Genomic DNA, 15,614 nt, shown 5'->3' on the forward strand with positions numbered 1-15,614 from the left:
AGTGCCCTCTCCCCAGCACAACCGCCTCCGAGGAGACCTCATGACCCGACTCGTCGAACCCGACCTCGCCTACCTGCGCCAGGTGCTGCTGGAGATGCTCGCCATTCCCAGCCCCACCGGCTTCACCGACACCATCGTGCGTTACGTCGCCGAACGCCTGGAGGAGCTCGGCATCCCCTTCGAGCTGACCCGCCGCGGCACCATTCGCGCCACCCTCAAGGGCCGCCAGACCAGCCCGGACCGCGCGGTCTCGGCGCACCTCGACACCATCGGCGCCATCGTCCGCGAGCTGAAGGACAACGGCCGCCCGGCCCTGGCCCCGGTTGGCTGCTGGTCCAGCCGCTTCGCCGAGGGCAGCCGCGTCAGCCTGTTCACCGACAACGGCGTGCTGCGCGGCAGCGTGCTGCCGCTGCTGGCCTCCGGGCACGCCTTCAACACCGCGGTGGACCAGCTGCCGGTGAGCTGGGACCAGGTCGAGCTGCGCCTCGATGCCTACTGCGCCACCCGCGCCGACTGCGAGGCCCTGGGCGTGGCGGTGGGCGATTTCGTCGCCTTCGACCCGCTGCCGGAGTTCACCGATAGCGGCCACATCAGCGCCCGCCACCTCGACGACAAGGCCGGCGTGGCGGCCCTGCTGGCCGCACTCAAGGCTATCGTCGAGAGCGGCGAGGTGCCGGAGATCGACTGCCACCCGCTGTTCACCATCACCGAGGAAGTCGGCTCCGGCGCCGCCGCTGCTCTGCCCTGGGACGTCAGCGAGTTCGTCGGCATCGACATCGCCCCGGTGGCGCCCGGCCAGCAATCCAGCGAGCACTGCGTCAGCGTGGCCCTGCAGGACTCCGGCGGCCCCTACGACTACCACCTGTCGCGCCATCTGCTGCGCCTGGCCGGTGACGGCGAGATCCCGGTGCGCCGCGACCTGTTCCGCTACTACCACAGCGACGCGCAGTCGGCGGTGACCGCCGGCCACGACATCCGCACCGCCCTGCTGGCCTTTGGCTGCGACGCCACCCACGGCTACGAGCGCACCCATATCGACAGCCTGGCGGCGCTCAGCCGCCTGATCGGCGCCTACCTGCTCAGCCCGCCGGTGTTCGCCAGCGACGCCCAGCCGGCCCGCGAGCAGTCGCTTGAGCGCTTCAGCCACCAGATCGAGCACGACGTGCAGATGGCCAGCGATACCCAGGTGCCGGCCATCGACAGCCTGCTCGGCAGCCGCTCAAGCCCGGCGGACTAGGGCTGCGTCGCGGTGCTTGCTGAGCGTGGCGCAACTGGGCAAAGTGCAGGGATAACTCACAAGAAATCCGAGGTTGGCGGATGCCGCGCTTGTGTCTGGCTGTGCTGCTGCTCTGCCTGTGCGGGCCGTTGTGGGCGCTCGCCCCGGCACCGCTGGATCGTGACGAGCTGCGCCTGTCGCTGGCGCCCTTCATGGCCTACCACGAAGACCCGAGCGGCAAGCTGAGCCCCGCCGAGGCGCAGCAGTTGCCGGACAGCGCCTTCCAGCCGGTGACCGGCGACCACGCCAACCTGGGCAAGAACGACTCGGTGTGGTGGTTCAGGGTGCGCCTGGCCAACAGCCGGCCACAGCCGCTGGCCGGCTACCTGGAAGTCAACTACGCCCTGCTCGACCACATCGACGTCTACCTGCAGGACGCCAACGGCCAGCTGCAGCGCCAGCACAGCGGCGACACCTTCGCCTTCGCCCAGCGCCCGGTGCAGGTACGCCACTTCTGGTTCCCGCTGCAGCTGGCGCCGGGCGACCATAGCCTGCTGCTGCGGGTGGAGAGCACCAGCACCATCTTCGTGCCACTGTTCTTCAGCACCCACGGTGCCAGCGCGGCGGCCCAGGAAAACCTGATGGGCATCAACGGCGCCTTCTACGGCGTGCTGTTCGCCATGTTCGTCTACAACCTGTTCCTGTTCCTCTCGCTGCGCGAGCGCGCCTACTTCTGGTACCTGGTGTACAACATCAACGTCGGCCTGTTCGCCGCCTGCTTCGACGGCATGCTGTTCAAGCTGCTGCCCGAGCATGTGGCGCTGCAGTCGGTGAGCATCTACATCCTGATGTACCTGCACTGCCTCACAGCCGTCCAGTTCAGCCGCCACTTCCTGCACATCCCGCAGCACTTCCCGCAGCTGGACAAGGCCATGCGCCTGCTGATGCTGGGCATCGTCGGCTGCCTGCTGTCGGTGCCGCTGATCGGCCTGGCCGCCTGGAACATCCTGGCCAGCCTGGCGGTGCTGCTGGTCTCGCTGATCCTCCTGCTCACCGGCATCTACGCCTGGCGCCGCGGCGTGCGCCACGGCTCCTACTACGTGCTGGCCTGGAGCGTGCTGCTGGTGGCCTTCATGCTGGTCACCAGCGGCTCGCTGGGCGTGGAGATCTTCGGCATCTATGGCTCGGCGGTGGTCAAGGTGGGCGTGACCATCGAGCTGCTGACCCTGTCGATCGGCCTGGCCGACCGCATCAACCTGCTCAAGGAGGAGGGCTACCGTTCACGCCAGGCGGCGGCCCAGGCGGAGTACGAAAGCCAGGCCAAGAGCCGCTTCCTGGCCAAGATGAGCCACGAGATCCGCACCCCGCTCAACGGCGTGCTGGGCATGCTGCAGCTGCTGCGCGAGACGCCGCTGGAGCGCAGCCAGCGCTTTTATGTGGACACCATCGCCAGCTCCGGGACCTCGCTGATGGCGGTGATCAACGACATCCTCGACTACGCGCGGATCGAGTCCGGCAAGCTGAGCCTGGAGGAGATCGAGTTCGACCTGGAGCAGATGGTCTCCGACACCCTGGTGCTGTTCACCGCCCAGGCACTGGAGAAGCGCCTGCGCCTCTACGTCAGCCTGGAGGGCGGCGTGCCCCGCCGCGTGCTGGGCGACCCGACGCGGCTCAAGCAGGTGCTGATGAACCTGCTGGGCAATGCCCTGAAGTTCACCCAGGAAGGCCACGTCGCGCTGACCATCAGCCGGCGCAGCAACAGTCAGGGCCAGCAGCACCTGGTATTCGCCGTCAGCGACAGTGGCATCGGCATCCGCGACGAGGTGCTCACCCAGCTGTTCCGCTCCTTCGCCCAGGGCGACTCCAGCACCACCCGGCGCTATGGCGGCAGCGGCCTGGGCCTGGCCATCAGCAAGGAGCTGGTGGAGATGATGGGCGGCCGCATCGAAGTGCAGAGCACGCCGGGCCAGGGCTCGCGCTTCGCCTTCGATATTCCGCTGAAGCCCGGCGAGCAGACGGAAGACGAACTGCTCGGCCTGCTGGAGAGCCGTGTCGCCCTGCTCTGCTCGCTGGACGCCCAGGGGCTCGACTACCTCGGCCACCTGCTCGGCCGCTGGGGCATGCGCACCCAGCGCTGCCAGGATCCGGAGCGCCTGCGCGACTACCTGGAGGATTTCAGTGCACCACCGCTGCTGGTGCTGATGGCGCCCTGGCCGGGCAGCTGCGGCCACTGGCTGGACAGCCTGCGACCGCACCTGGAACACGGCCAGCGCGTGCTGCTGCTGAGCCCGCCGGAACAGCACCAGCACCTGCCGGACAGCCTGGGCCTGCGCCTGCTCGGCCTGCCCCTGCCGCTGTCCCTGAGCAGTCTGCGCGAGGCCCTGCAGGAACTCTACAGCGAGCGCCGCCGTGAAGCCCAGGAGCCTGCTCCGGCACTGGCCAGCCGTGGCGGCAGGGCGCCCTGCATCCTGGTCGCCGAGGACAACAAGGTGAATCAGATGGTGGTACAGGGCTTTCTCAAGAAGCGCGGCTACCAGGTACGCCTGGTCGCCGACGGGCGCGCGGCGGTCGACGAATACCGCCGCGATCCGGCGGCCATCGCGCTGATCCTGATGGACTGCGAGATGCCTGAGCTGGACGGCTTCGAGGCCACCCGGCAGATCCGCCAGCTGCAGTACCAGCGCCAGCTGCCGGCGGTACCGATCATCGCGCTGACCGCACACATCCTCGACGAGCATCGCCAGCGCGGCGCCGAGGCCGGCATGGACGACTTCCTCGGCAAGCCGCTGGACTGCCAGCAGCTCTACGCGGTGCTCGATCGCCACCTGCTCGCCGCGGCGAACGCCAGCGATTAGCATGGCCGCCCCGCCAACAGGAGCCGCCATGCTGATCCCCCACCAGATGCTCGAAGCCGAGACCCTCACCCGCCTGCTGGAAGACTTCGTCACCCGCGACGGCACCGACAATGGCGACGACACGCCGCTGGCGACCCGCGTCGAGCGGGCGCGCCGGGCACTGGAGAAGGGTCAGGCACTGATCGCCTTCGACCCCGACAGCCAGCAGTGCCAGCTGATGCTGCGCGAGGAAGTGCCGAAGGAGTGGCTGGAGTACTGAGCCTCGCCTCAGTGGCTGGCGAAGCGCGGGCCGAACAGGATGATGCCGGCACCGACCAGGCACAGCGCCGCGCCCAGCCAGTCCGAGAGCAGCGGCCGGGTCCGCTCGATCAGCCCCAGCCAGAGCAGCGAAGCCACGATGTAGACGCCGCCATAGGCGGCATAGGCGCGCCCGGCATAGGCCGCTTCGACACGGGTCAGCAGCAGGGCGAACAGGGTCAGGCTGAGCAGGCCCGGGGCGATCCACCAGGCGCTCTTGCCCAGCCGCAGCCACATCCAGAAGGCGTAGCAGCCGCCGATCTCGAACAGCGCGGCGAGGAAGAACCAGAAGTAGTTGAGCATCGCCCCTCTCTCAGCCGCGCAGGCTGCCCTCGCGCTCCCACACGCAGCGTACCCGCAGGTCTTGTTCCTGGGGGCTGTGGAAGCCGTTCTCCGACTCCCAACGGAAGGTGTGCACGCCGTTCAGCTCGGTTTCCAGGTGCACCACGGCGCTGGCCCAGTACAGGCGCTTGAGCAGTGCCTCGAATTCCTTGATCCACAGGCTCCATTCGTACTCGATGGCCTGGTAGCTGGCGCCGAAGTGGATCACCTGGGTCTGGTACAGGCCCTCGCCCTCGGCCGCGCAGAAGGAGAACATGTCACGCCCGAGAAAGGCCCAGGACTCGCCCTGGGGCAGCTGCTCCAGCATCCGCCGGTTGGTGGCGCGACGCGCCAGGCGCTGCTCGCGGTCACCGGACGGCCAGTCGCGGATGCAGCCATAGACGATGGATTCGGACTCCACTCGGGTACTCCAGAAAGTGCAGGCTGCCTTCTAACACAGGGCATGGCGACTGCAAAGGAACCAGTGCCCCACACGCGCAAAAAGCCGGGCCTCAGGCCGGGCGCCGCGGCGAGCGCAGGGCCCAGGCGATCAGCGTCATCAGCCCTCCCAAACCGATCAGCACCATGAACGGCGCCTGGTAGTTGCCGGCCAGATCACGCCCCAGGCCGGCCAGGATCGGCGCCAGGCAGGCCATGCAGTAGCCGGCGCAGAGCATCATCGCGGTCCAGCGGCTGACCGCCAGCGGCGTGTGCACTTCGTACAGCGGCAGCACCAGCGACAGGGCGAAGGAGCCGCTCAGGGCGAAGCCCATCAACACGGCCCAGAGCTCGGGCAGCAGGGTCGGCTGGAAGGTGATCATGGCCAGGCACAGGGTCAGGCTCAGGCCGCAGGCCACCAGCAGCGGCTGGCGGATATCGAAGCGCTGGGCCAGCCAGGGCATCAGCCAGGAACTGGGCAGGCCGACCAGCATGAACAGGCTGAACAGGCCGTTGCTGTACAGCAGGCTGAGCCCCGCCTCGTGGTAGCGCGCCACCAGCCAGGTGGCCATGGTGTAGAAGAAGCCGGCCTGGATGGCGAAGAAACCGGTCACCAGCCAGGCGCGCGGCTCGCGCCAGGGCAGCCCCTGGCCATCGCCAAGCTGCGCCGCCTCGGCGCGGTTGGGCATGCGCAGCCACAGCACCAGGGCGAGCAGCGCCGGCACGCACCAGGCGGCCAGGCCCAGGCTCCAGTCGTCGCCCAGGTGCTGGGTCAGCGGTACGGTCAGCACCGCGCCGCCGGCACCGCCGATGGCCATGCTGAAGGAATACCAGCCGACCACCTGGCCGACCTGATCACGGAAATGCCGCTTGATGAAACCGGACAGCAGCGGCCCGGCCACGGCGATGCCGGTGCCGAGCAGCACGGCACTGCCGATCAGCACGGCACTGGCGTGCCCACCCAGGCGAACCAGCAGCGCCAGGGCGATCAAGGCCAGGCAACAGACGATGGTGCGCTCCAGGCCGAAGCGCACGGCCAGGCGCGGCGCCAGCGGCGCCAGCAGGCCCATGCACAGCACCGGCAAGGCGGTGGTCAGGCTGATCAGGCCGCGGCTCAGGGCAAGCTCCTCGGCGATGCGTTCGATCAGCGGGGCGAAGGAAGTGATGCCGGGGCGCAGGTTGATCGCCGCCAGCACCAGAGCCAGCATCAGCAGGGCTCGGGATACAGGTTTCACGCAAGATCCGACAACAGGGCAGCCATCTCGGCCGGGACGGTCACCCTACCCCTGTACAGACGGGCCAGACAAGCGTTCGGATCCAAATTCTGACCGCGCGGACATATATTTCGACCATCAACTTGTTCAAGCAGAAAGTCTCGCGCAGCACACCGGGAAAGTGTCTTGCGCTGGCCCGGAAGTTACGCACTCGTCGCGACGGCACCGACAGAAAACCGACCATGCCGAGCATCACGCAACCCCTAAATGGCATTTCGCCAGCGATCCGTCGTCGACACAGGTCTGGCGCGGCATAGGGCATAAAAAAGAGCGACACGGCGCCTCGAATAACGCCTGTTCACTGTATATAGTGCTTAGTCATGTAACAGCGCTGTTTTGATGCTACTCCCTTAATAAGAAAGCTGCCGCCAACAGCCCGGAATGTCGCCGATGAAAACAACTAAAGACGTAGATTCCACCGTTTCCGAACCGCGCACCCTGACCGCCAGCGCGGTCGAGGAACTGGCGGCACCGGCAACCCCGAACCTCCCCGCCAACATCGGTGGCGAGCAGTACATGTACTTCACCGAGCGCGACATCGACCGCATCCTGGAGAACCTCGATGGCCTGCGCGAGCGGGTGTTCCCCAAGCTGCATGGTGACGAGGCCCTGGATGCCCGCCACGCCCAGCACTTCCCCTCGGTGTGCCTGATCGGCCTTGGCCGCTGCGGCTCCAACATCGCCCTGGACGTCGCCTCGCTGGTGTACAACGCGCGGCGCTTCTACCTCAACGAATTCAGCAACCAGGAAAAGAGCGGCTCCGAGCAGCGCCCGGCTGGCTGGCTACGCAGCAACCTGCGCCTGGCCGGCAGCCGCGCCGCCAAACCGGTATTCCTGATCGAGCCACTGGTGATGCTGGGCGACCTGGACAAGGACATCGAGGGGCGCATCCGCTTCTCGCGCAAGGCCGAGACCAGCGGCTTCCTCGACGACTACAGCAAGATGAAGATCATGGACCTGTCCGAGGTCCACGCCGGCGGCGCCGGTAACGCGCCGATCCTCGGCCAGTACCTGGCCAAGATCATCCTCAACAAGGATACCCAGCGCTTCTCCAACGCCGACTGGAAGTTCATCCACAGCTACCTGATCGACTCCTGCGGCATCAAGGCCAACCAGTCGCGCCTGTACTTCTACATCTTCAGCGCCGGCGGCGGCACCGGCTCGGGCATGGCCTCGGAGTTCGGCCTGGCCCAGCAGTTCGCCTACATGAGCAAGACCTTCGAGACCAAGCAGGAGAGCAGCAGCGAGGACAATCGCGGGCACTCCTTCGTCTTCGAGCCGATCTTCACCAGCGGCATCTGCATCCTGCCGAACATCTCCGACCAGCGCATCGAGATGTCCGAAGCCCTGCACATCAACGCCGGCCGCCTGCTGTGCAAGTACCTCGCCGAGGAATGGGACTTCTCCTACAACTTCGACAGCGAGGAAACCGGCGAAGAGAGCGTGATGCGCCGCATCCGCCCGTGGAACGCGATGATGCTGATCTCCAACGACATCATGCGCTACGCCGAGGAAAGCGACGGCGGCAACGTGCAGAACATCGACGTGAACGCCATGGAGCGCCACGCCAACCAGTACATCTCGCAGCAGATCTTCAACATCCTCACCGCCCAGGCGGTGACCACCGACTACGACCAGAACTACTTCCGCCGTGCCGGCATCGATATCGGCGAGACCATCCGCCTGGATGCCAACGACCTGTTCATGAGCCTGGCCGGCCCGGTCGCGGTGGCCTATGCCGAGTCCGTGGTGGCCGAGCAGGCCGCGCCGGCGCCGACCGAGAAGTTCAAGGTATTCGAGAAGGAGCAGCCCAAGCTCAATATCGACGACCTGTTCTTCCGTTCCATCGACCTGCCGCACTTCAACAAGGCGACCCAGGCCATCGAGGGCATCAGCCTGCTGCCGATCGAGGCCAAGCGCTACCGTGCGGCGCTGGAGCAGTACAAGAAGTCCAACTACGACGCCAGCGCCCTGAGTGACCTGCACTTCTTCAAGAACTGCTCCTCGGTGGTGTCCATCGTCTCGCTGCCGAAGGACTACAAGCTGTCCTACATGGACCTGAACCGGCTCAAGACCCATCTCAACAGCCTGTTCCCCAACACCACCCTGAAGCGCTACGCCCTGGTGATCGGCGCCTCGGCCAACCTGTCGCTGACCACCCTGATCGTCAAGAGCCCGTGCCTGTCGGACGATTTCCTGACCCTGATCGTCGCCTTCATCAAGCGCTGCTTCGCCCGCGACCAGTACCGTTACGACGAGAGCCTGGACAACGCCATGCTCGACTTCATCGTCTCCGAGGAATTCGACGAGGCGCGCGTCGAGGCCATGCTCAACGAGTACGAGAACCCGGCGAAGATCCTCGACACCAACTGGTACGCGATCAAGCCGATGTACGAGAAGAAGTACCGTGAGCTGATCCACGATCAGGACAAGTTCGTCTCGATCAACGACATCCGCCTGTCGCGCGAGAGCGTGAAGAAGGCCATCAAGTACCTGCGCGAGATCTATCGCCACCGAGTCGGCAAGACCCGGGTCATCTCGCTCAACGACTACGACGGCAACAAGGCCTGATCAGAAGCAGCACCAACGAAAAGGCCTGCAATCGCAGGCCTTTTTCAGTTCAGCTTTCAGGCAACCGCCGGCTCGGTCCGGCGCACCCCCAGCAGAATGCCGACAGGAAACCAGAACACTACCCAATAAGGGCTGGGGCGATGAAAGATGGCATAGATGTCGCTGACCATGGCCACCATGGCAAACACCAGCAGCGCAAGACCTAACCGCGCAAGTGGCTGCTCGCGGCAGGACCACCCCTTCCACAGCAGGCAGCCCAGCAGGCAGGCGAAGAGCAGGATGCCAACCAGGCCCAGCTCGTACCACAGCTGCAGGTAGAGGCTATGGGCATGGTAGGTTTCATAGCCGTTGGCAAAGCGGAAGTACATGTCGGTACCGGCGCCACTGCCGGTCAACCAGAAATCCGGCAGGCGCGACAGCCAGCTGGCCCAGATCTGCTCACGATTATTCAGGCCGATGCCACGCTCGGCCTGGATCTCCGGCCACAACACTATCGCCAGGGCGACGGCCAGAAGCAGCCCCAACCCCAGCAGGGCTCGCGACTTCAGATTGGGCACCAGCAGAAGCAGGAGCAACCCTGCCCCCGCCAGGGAAAACCAGGCCCCGCGCGAAAACGTGAACAGCACGTAGAGCAGCAGTCCCAGCATGGCCAGCGCCAGGAGCGCGCCCTGCCAGAGCCGAACCGGGAAGCTGACAAAGAACCAGCAGAGCATGATGGCGAAGGCACCGTAGTAGAGCCCGGCGACTATGGGGTGATCGAGATCGGCCAGGCCATTCCAGCCCAGCTCGCGCAGGCGGAACTGCCTGACTTCCGGATAGCTCAGTGGATGATCCAGCACACCATACTGGTAGACCAGGGTCAGCCAGGCGAACGCAACGACAACCCCCAGGGCCAGACCGATCAGATAGGTGAGTATGGCCCCCGAGCGAACCAGGCTCGCCACTGCAAACACATAGAGCGATATCAGCACCAGAACCTTGGACCAGCGCAGCGCATCCTTGTCCGACCCCTCATGCACGCTGGCGACGAGCAGAACCCAGGCCAGCATGGCGAGCAAAGCCCAGGCCGCCGGCTGCCGAAGGATCTCCATCGCCTGCGAGCCACTTACCAGCAATACCAGCGCCGGCAGGAACAGCAGCAGGTAGACCTGCGTGGCATAACGGCTGCCATCGTTGTTGAAGAGCAAGCCCGTCAGCTGCACGAACAGACCTACCGCGATCAGCCCCAGCAGGACAACCCGCCACTGGCCACTGAATACCCTTGGATTGAAGCTCAAAGACCATCTCCAAACAATCAACAAGTATGGCCTGCCCCGCCTACACGGGGTCAGGCCGCTCTTTCGGCGAGCCTGGCGGCTCAATAGGCATTCGTGTCCCTGAAGCCCTTGAATACCGTCTGCACGATGATCTTCAGATCCAGACCCAGCGACCAGTTGTCGATATACCAGAGGTCGTGCTCGACGCGCTTTTGCATCTTTTCCAGCGTATCGGTTTCCCCCGATAGCCATTGACCTGCGCCCAGCCGGTGATACCGGGCTTGACCTTGTGCCGCTGCATGTAGGACTCGACCAGCTCCTTGTAGTATTCATTGTGCGCCAGGGCATGGGGTCTGGGACCGACAATCGACATGCGCCCCTGGAGCACATTGAAGAACTGCGGCAGCTCATCCAGGCTGGTGCGACGCAGGAATGCCCCGACCCGCGTGACACGCGAGTCGCCCTTGCGCGCCTGGGTCACCTGGCCACTCTCCTCCCGATGCACGACCATGGAGCGGAACTTGTAGACCTTGAAGCGCTTGCCATTGATGCCGGTCCGGTACTGCTTGAACAGCACGGGGCCAGGCGAGGTCAGCGCAACGGCCAGGGCTATGCCCAGGCACAACGGCAGGATCAACACGGAGATCAGCCCGCCCAGAACAAGATCCTCCAGCCGTTTGAGGAAGCGAGCGGGGCCGACCATGGGCGTGGAACTGAGGTCCAGCGCATAGAGCCCGGCGATGTTGCTGATCTTGTGGCTGAACAAGGGCACGTCATCCCACTCGGGGAAGAAGCGCACCGCCACGGTCTGGTGACGCAGTGCATAGAGAGCAGACTTGATTGCCTCACCCTCGCTCAGGGGCAGGCAAAGCCAGACCTCATGGACACCGAGTTCGACGACTCGCTCTTCCAGGGCCTGCAAGTCATCCTCGCCGTTCGACAGGGTCATTCTGCCGGCGATATGGAAGCCGAACTCGCTCAGCGCACGGCCATTATGCAACTGATGGGCGGGCTTCCCGCCAGCATCGACGATCAGAACCATCTTCAGATTGCGCCCGAGAGAGCGCAGCTGCCGCAGCACAAGGAACGCCACGAGGCGCTTGGCGACACACAGGCTGCCACCGATGATCAGGACATAGCCGAACCACTGGCGTGAATAGCTCTCGGACACCTTCAGCATGACGGAGAGGGTCAGCAACACACCGACGGCCACGACCCAGCCCATAAAGACGTTGCCCAGCTGCCGGGTAAGAGAGAGCCCTCGCCAGGACCCATACACACTGCAGGACCAGAAGCTGAGCATGACGACCAGCGCGATGACCAGAGTGGCCGGCATGTAAAGGGGATTGAGCTGAAGCGTACCGAAACGCAGCCAGTGCGCGAGATAGACCGCCGCAACCACCAGCAGGAAGTCCAGCACCGCTGCCAGCATGGGCACCGGGTAACGCTCGGCAAAAGTGGGCTGATAGCGGGACTCGAACGGCATGATGTAAGGCAAACTCCCCTGATGTGAATGGGCCCTGGGCCCCTGGCCGATCGTTACCATGGATGAACATACCCAGCCCGACCGCTGCTGGGCGAATATACACATCCCCGAGCCGGGCAGGCGTCGACTCAGGACGCGGGGTACCAACGTGTGAGCAATTCCTCGTACTCCCCAAGAACCTGCGGCCAGGTGAAACGCTCCAGGAAGCGGGAACGGCTGGCGTTCTTCATTCGCTCGATAGCCAGCCGGTCGCTGAGCAACCCGTCGAACAGCCGAGCGCAAGCCGCCTCATCCGCGAAGTAAGCCGCGCATGTGCCGGCCACCCAGCGGTTGAATCCGTTGTCATGCGCAATCACCGCGCACCCCGCCCCCAGAGCCTCGACCAGGGAAGGATTGGTGCCGCCCACACGATGGCCGTGTAGATAGAAGCGGCAGTGAAAACGCAGTGCCTGAACGACGGGAGCATCGTAAATAGCCCCGGGGAAGATCACTTCGTCACTGGCAGCCGCCATCACCCGGCGATGGAAGTCATTGCTCTGCGGAGTGAACTGACCGAGCACAACCAGCCTATGGTCACGGCGCTTCTGGCTGAAGGCTCGCACCATCTCCAGAAATGAATTCTCCGGCTCCGGGCGCGCAATGATGACCGAGAACTCTCCGGGAACGATGCCATAAGCCTGCAACAGCCCGGCATCGGCACCGCGCACCTCGTCGCCGCCATAGGGAATCATGCTGATCTTGCCGGCCGTTACGCGAGTCGCCAGATGCGCCTTGATATCCGGATGGTCTGCGATCAGATGGCTGCCCACCCAGCAGCCGGCACGTTCGTTCAGCCAGAACCAGGCCTTGGCAATTGCCCCCCATTTGTCCCTGCGCCACTCGATGCCATCCATGTTGATGATGTTCACCTGCCCCTTGAGTCGCTGCAGGGCATTGAATACGGCCGTGTTGTAGCCGAGCGTCAGGAACAGCCCATCCTCGCCCAACGCATGAACGACGGACTTCCAGTCAAATATCACCGTTCCCGCAGCGCCTTGCAGGCGGACCGGTATATGGATTCGTCTGACGCCCTGCCAGGTACTCTCTCCCCGCGGACCACCTTCGTCCTCCTGGCAGTAGACGGTAACCTTCCAGCCCTGAGCGACAAGAAACAGTGACAGCTTCTCGGCGAAGGTCTCGAATCCACCATGACAGGCGGGAATTCCTCTGATCCCGAGAATGGATAGCTTTTTCTGCACGATATCGATAATCCCCAGTCACCCCAGCAAGAACGGCGGCTTCATGACAGACGCACCCCGTTAACAAACCCAGTCCCGCATGTTCATCACTTGGCGGCTGCTACGGAATCAGCCACGGTCATGTCCAGACACTCCACACCCGCGGCGCAGAAGATATCGGCCAGCGAGCCCGGATTGCCATCTCGTGAAATCCGCACTTCACCCGCCGCCAGGGCCAGGCACTTCACTCCGGGAAACGTCTCCGCGATGTTCAGCAGCGCCGAACTGAAGAAGCTCACGACAATCTCGGGACGCAAATCGCCCACCACCAGCTCCGCTGGACGGGAGGCGAGTTCCGGCGACAGGCTGCGCATATCGACGCCGGCCGCGACGAAGTCATGGTGGCCCTTGTAGAAATACTCGTACTCGCCCGGCGGATAGAGGGCTGACATCCTGGCCAGCAGCGCCGCGCGCTGCGCCGTGGGGATAAAGCGGCTGACATCCTGATCGAGGAACAGGACCCTGCGCGCGACCGGCTCGATACTGCCGCCGACTGCGGACAGCTGCATGACAGCCCCGACCTTCTCTCGGGAGACGACCGCCCCCGCCCTGGACACGAACAGCGAGTCGACCCTGCGGGCATCATAGCCCGCCAGGTGGCCCGAATAGTGCCGATAGGGTATGCCGCACAGCAGAGCCAGACACTTCAGCCCCTGGCTCACCCCTCCTCGACTGGCAGGAACATCGTAATAGTTGAGCAGGCCATCCTCGTAGACATTCACCGAGGCCGTGCGCCGCGCGAAAAACAGGTAATTGGTGAAAATGTTGGAGGGGTGTGGCGCATACAGATGCACCTTGTACCCGCGCAGAAACAGGCTGTGGATGCGCAGGGAAAAATACAGGCACGATGCGACATAGCTCAGCGCCCTGAACACGGGCCCCCTGCCGGAAAAAAAGCCCAGTCGCCTGTATGGCCGTCCCTCTCGCGGCCAGCCCTTGGTGAACAGGCAGTAAACCTCACCCTCCAGCTGCGCAAGCAGCCTTGCCGCAAAAAGCGCATGGAAGGGGGTGAAACCTATGACAACCTTGACGTGCCGCATGCCACCCTCGCCTCAGTCTTCGATCAGCACGGCCCAGGTCACGGGAGTGTTGGCGGGAATGTCGGTTCCCAAGCGGCGCCCGAGCACGGCCTCCAGGTGCTTGGGGGCAAGACCGAATCCCGGCCTCACGCTGCGCACCGCATCGGCCGTGACCCTGTCTCCGGCTTTCAGATCCTTCACGAAATAAAGGGAGCGGCGAAACTGGGCATTGCCCTGCTCGCTCGACTTGCGCCCGTAGTCGACACGCCCCAGAGCCGCCCAGGCGGTCTTGCTGTCGCGACAGAGGGCTGCAAGCTCCGCCGGCTCGAGCGAGAAACTGTCATCGGGGCCGCCGCCGCGACGGTCCAGGGTGAAGTGCTTCTCGATGATCGCCGCGCCCAGGGCGACACTGGCAATGGCCGTGGTGTTGTCCAGGGTGTGATCGGACAGTCCGGTCACCAGGCCGAAGCGCTCGAGCATGTCGGGAATGGTGCGCAGGTTGTAATCCTCCGCAGGGGCCGGATAGCCACTGACGCAGTGGAGAATGGCCAGTTCCTTGCAGCCGCCATCGCGCGCCGCCGCGATGGCTTCCTCGATCTCCTCCGCATCGGCCATCCCGGTAGAGATGATCATGGGTTTCCCGGTGCCGGCGACATAGCGGATCAGCGGCAGGTCGATCGCCTCGAAGGAAGCGATCTTGTAGGCGGGTGCATTCAAGTCTTCCAGCAGGTCGACGGCTGTGCTGTCGAAGGGCGAACTGAAGAGGGTGATTCCCACTTTGTGCGCATGCTCGAACAGCGGCCCGTGCCACTCCCAAGGCATATGCGCCTGCTGATAGAGCTCGTAGAGCGTACGCCCGTCCCACAGCCCTCCATGAATCTGGAACTCCGGCGAGTCGCAGTCCAAGGTGATGGTATCGGGCCTGTAGGTCTGCAGCTTGATGGCATCGGCCCCAGCCTGCTTGGCGGCTTCGATGATCCGCATGGCTGTATCGAGCCGGCCATTGTGATTCGCGGAAAGCTCGGCGATGACATAGGGCGGTGCATCGATCGCGATGCGCCGCCCGGCAATGGCAATGCTGGGGCTATTCGACATGTTTCTCATCCTTTTCTCCGTGCCTGCCACTCGGGCTCGAGCAGGCCAAAGCACACCACCGAATGGTAGCGCTCGCCATCGAAGTGCTGATCACGCAGGATGCCCTCCTGCTCGAACCCCAGACGACGATGGAAACCGATGGAGCGCTCGTTGTAGGCCAGGGCCTGGCCACACACCTTGTGCAGTCCAAGGGCCGAGAACGCATGCTGCAACGCGACCTGCCCGAGAAGCCGTCCGCAACCGCGGGGAGCATCGGGCCTGATGTAGAAGCCCCAGTCGGCGATCTTGCCATCACTCATCTGGGTAAAGCTGACAAAGCCGCTGGCCGCACCGGCATGCTCGAACACCAGCAGGTGCTTCAAGGGGTTGCTGGCACAGTGCTCGAACCAGCGCCGATGCTCGTCGAGGCCTATCTCGTGCTGGGTATACATATAACGTCGCACCTCGGGATGGTTGCGCCAGGCAAGCACCATCTCCAGGTCGGCATCACACATCTCACGAAGTCGACT

At 64.4% G+C, this 15,614-nt stretch carries 14 protein-coding genes; 4 read left to right on the forward strand and 10 right to left on the reverse strand.

Annotation, left to right across the window (positions count from 1 at the left end; translation table 11 throughout):
- Positions 1-40: 40 nt before the first annotated feature.
- The 3 genes from AAG092_RS04365 to AAG092_RS04375 all read left to right on the forward strand — a co-directional run bounded on the left by AAG092_RS04365 (position 41) and on the right by AAG092_RS04375 (position 4,330).
- Positions 41-1,237, forward strand: a complete 1,197-nt coding sequence (locus tag AAG092_RS04365) for an osmoprotectant NAGGN system M42 family peptidase (RefSeq protein WP_373388699.1) — start codon at positions 41-43, stop codon at positions 1,235-1,237.
- Positions 1,238-1,317: 80 nt separating this feature from the next.
- Entirely contained in the window at positions 1,318-4,071 is a 2,754-nt protein-coding gene (locus AAG092_RS04370; protein WP_373388700.1) for a 7TM diverse intracellular signaling domain-containing protein, read from the forward strand.
- A 28-nt stretch (positions 4,072-4,099) separates the two neighbouring features.
- Positions 4,100-4,330, forward strand: a complete 231-nt coding sequence (locus AAG092_RS04375; RefSeq protein WP_373388701.1) for a YheU family protein — start codon at positions 4,100-4,102, stop codon at positions 4,328-4,330.
- Between the two features lie 8 nt (positions 4,331-4,338).
- Here AAG092_RS04375 and AAG092_RS04380 read toward each other — a convergent pair whose 3' ends face one another.
- From AAG092_RS04380 to AAG092_RS04390, 3 genes are all read right to left on the reverse strand, one after another.
- Entirely contained in the window at positions 4,339-4,671 is a 333-nt protein-coding gene (locus AAG092_RS04380; RefSeq protein ID WP_110681926.1) for a YnfA family protein, read from the reverse strand.
- Positions 4,672-4,681: 10 nt separating this feature from the next.
- A complete protein-coding gene (locus AAG092_RS04385; RefSeq protein WP_110681925.1) occupies positions 4,682-5,110 on the reverse strand; it encodes a hypothetical protein in 429 nt (142 codons plus the stop codon).
- Between the two features lie 91 nt (positions 5,111-5,201).
- Complete coding sequence (locus tag AAG092_RS04390) at positions 5,202-6,362, reverse strand: CynX/NimT family MFS transporter (protein WP_373388702.1); 1,161 nt, start codon at positions 6,360-6,362, stop codon at positions 5,202-5,204.
- 555 nt (positions 6,363-6,917) lie between these two features.
- Between AAG092_RS04390 and AAG092_RS04395 the strand changes: the two genes are divergently transcribed.
- Positions 6,918-8,972: a hypothetical protein gene (locus tag AAG092_RS04395; protein WP_373389555.1), complete on the forward strand. Its 2,055-nt coding sequence runs from the start codon at positions 6,918-6,920 to the stop codon at positions 8,970-8,972.
- Between the two features lie 56 nt (positions 8,973-9,028).
- Here the strand turns inward: AAG092_RS04395 and AAG092_RS04400 are convergent, their stop codons facing one another.
- The 7 genes from AAG092_RS04400 to pseH all read right to left on the reverse strand — a co-directional run bounded on the left by AAG092_RS04400 (position 9,029) and on the right by pseH (position 15,599).
- The gene (locus AAG092_RS04400; RefSeq protein ID WP_373388703.1) at positions 9,029-10,249 is read right to left on the reverse strand and encodes an O-antigen ligase family protein; all 1,221 of its coding nucleotides are present in this window, start codon (positions 10,247-10,249) and stop codon (positions 9,029-9,031) included.
- An 80-nt stretch (positions 10,250-10,329) separates the two neighbouring features.
- The gene (locus AAG092_RS04405) at positions 10,330-10,413 is read right to left on the reverse strand and encodes a hypothetical protein (RefSeq protein WP_373389556.1); all 84 of its coding nucleotides are present in this window, start codon (positions 10,411-10,413) and stop codon (positions 10,330-10,332) included.
- Positions 10,383-11,714: an undecaprenyl-phosphate glucose phosphotransferase gene (locus tag AAG092_RS04410; RefSeq protein ID WP_373388704.1), complete on the reverse strand. Its 1,332-nt coding sequence runs from the start codon at positions 11,712-11,714 to the stop codon at positions 10,383-10,385. The genes AAG092_RS04405 and AAG092_RS04410 overlap by 31 nt, the downstream gene beginning before the upstream one ends.
- A 128-nt stretch (positions 11,715-11,842) precedes the next feature.
- Positions 11,843-12,952, reverse strand: a complete 1,110-nt coding sequence (locus AAG092_RS04415) for a DUF1972 domain-containing protein (protein ID WP_373388705.1) — start codon at positions 12,950-12,952, stop codon at positions 11,843-11,845.
- Positions 12,953-13,038: 86 nt separating this feature from the next.
- Positions 13,039-14,031 (reverse strand): hypothetical protein, encoded by a 993-nt coding sequence (locus AAG092_RS04420; protein WP_373388706.1) that lies wholly within the window; start codon positions 14,029-14,031, stop codon positions 13,039-13,041.
- A 12-nt stretch (positions 14,032-14,043) separates the two neighbouring features.
- Positions 14,044-15,105 (reverse strand): pseudaminic acid synthase, encoded by a 1,062-nt coding sequence (gene pseI, locus AAG092_RS04425; protein WP_373388707.1) that lies wholly within the window; start codon positions 15,103-15,105, stop codon positions 14,044-14,046.
- Positions 15,106-15,110: 5 nt separating this feature from the next.
- Complete coding sequence (gene pseH / locus AAG092_RS04430) at positions 15,111-15,599, reverse strand: UDP-4-amino-4,6-dideoxy-N-acetyl-beta-L-altrosamine N-acetyltransferase (RefSeq protein WP_373388708.1); 489 nt, start codon at positions 15,597-15,599, stop codon at positions 15,111-15,113.
- Positions 15,600-15,614: the final 15 nt, after the last annotated feature.

The organism is Pseudomonas alcaligenes, from assembly GCF_041729615.1.
Classification (GTDB): Bacteria; Pseudomonadota; Gammaproteobacteria; order Pseudomonadales; family Pseudomonadaceae; genus Aquipseudomonas; species Aquipseudomonas alcaligenes_B.

Coding starts and splice junctions, on each gene's coding strand:
- AAG092_RS04365 (WP_373388699.1), top strand. CDS start 41: ATGACCCGACTCGTCGAACCCGACCTCGCCTACCTGCGCCAGGTGCTG.
- AAG092_RS04370 (WP_373388700.1), top strand. CDS start 1,318: ATGCCGCGCTTGTGTCTGGCTGTGCTGCTGCTCTGCCTGTGCGGGCCG.
- AAG092_RS04375 (WP_373388701.1), top strand. CDS start 4,100: ATGCTGATCCCCCACCAGATGCTCGAAGCCGAGACCCTCACCCGCCTG.
- AAG092_RS04380 (WP_110681926.1), bottom strand. CDS start 4,671: ATGCTCAACTACTTCTGGTTCTTCCTCGCCGCGCTGTTCGAGATCGGC.
- AAG092_RS04395 (WP_373389555.1), top strand. CDS start 6,918: ATGTACTTCACCGAGCGCGACATCGACCGCATCCTGGAGAACCTCGAT.
- AAG092_RS04410 (WP_373388704.1), bottom strand. CDS start 11,714: ATGCCGTTCGAGTCCCGCTATCAGCCCACTTTTGCCGAGCGTTACCCG.
- AAG092_RS04420 (WP_373388706.1), bottom strand. CDS start 14,031: ATGCGGCACGTCAAGGTTGTCATAGGTTTCACCCCCTTCCATGCGCTT.
- pseI (WP_373388707.1), bottom strand. CDS start 15,105: ATGTCGAATAGCCCCAGCATTGCCATTGCCGGGCGGCGCATCGCGATC.
- pseH (WP_373388708.1), bottom strand. CDS start 15,599: ATGTGTGATGCCGACCTGGAGATGGTGCTTGCCTGGCGCAACCATCCC.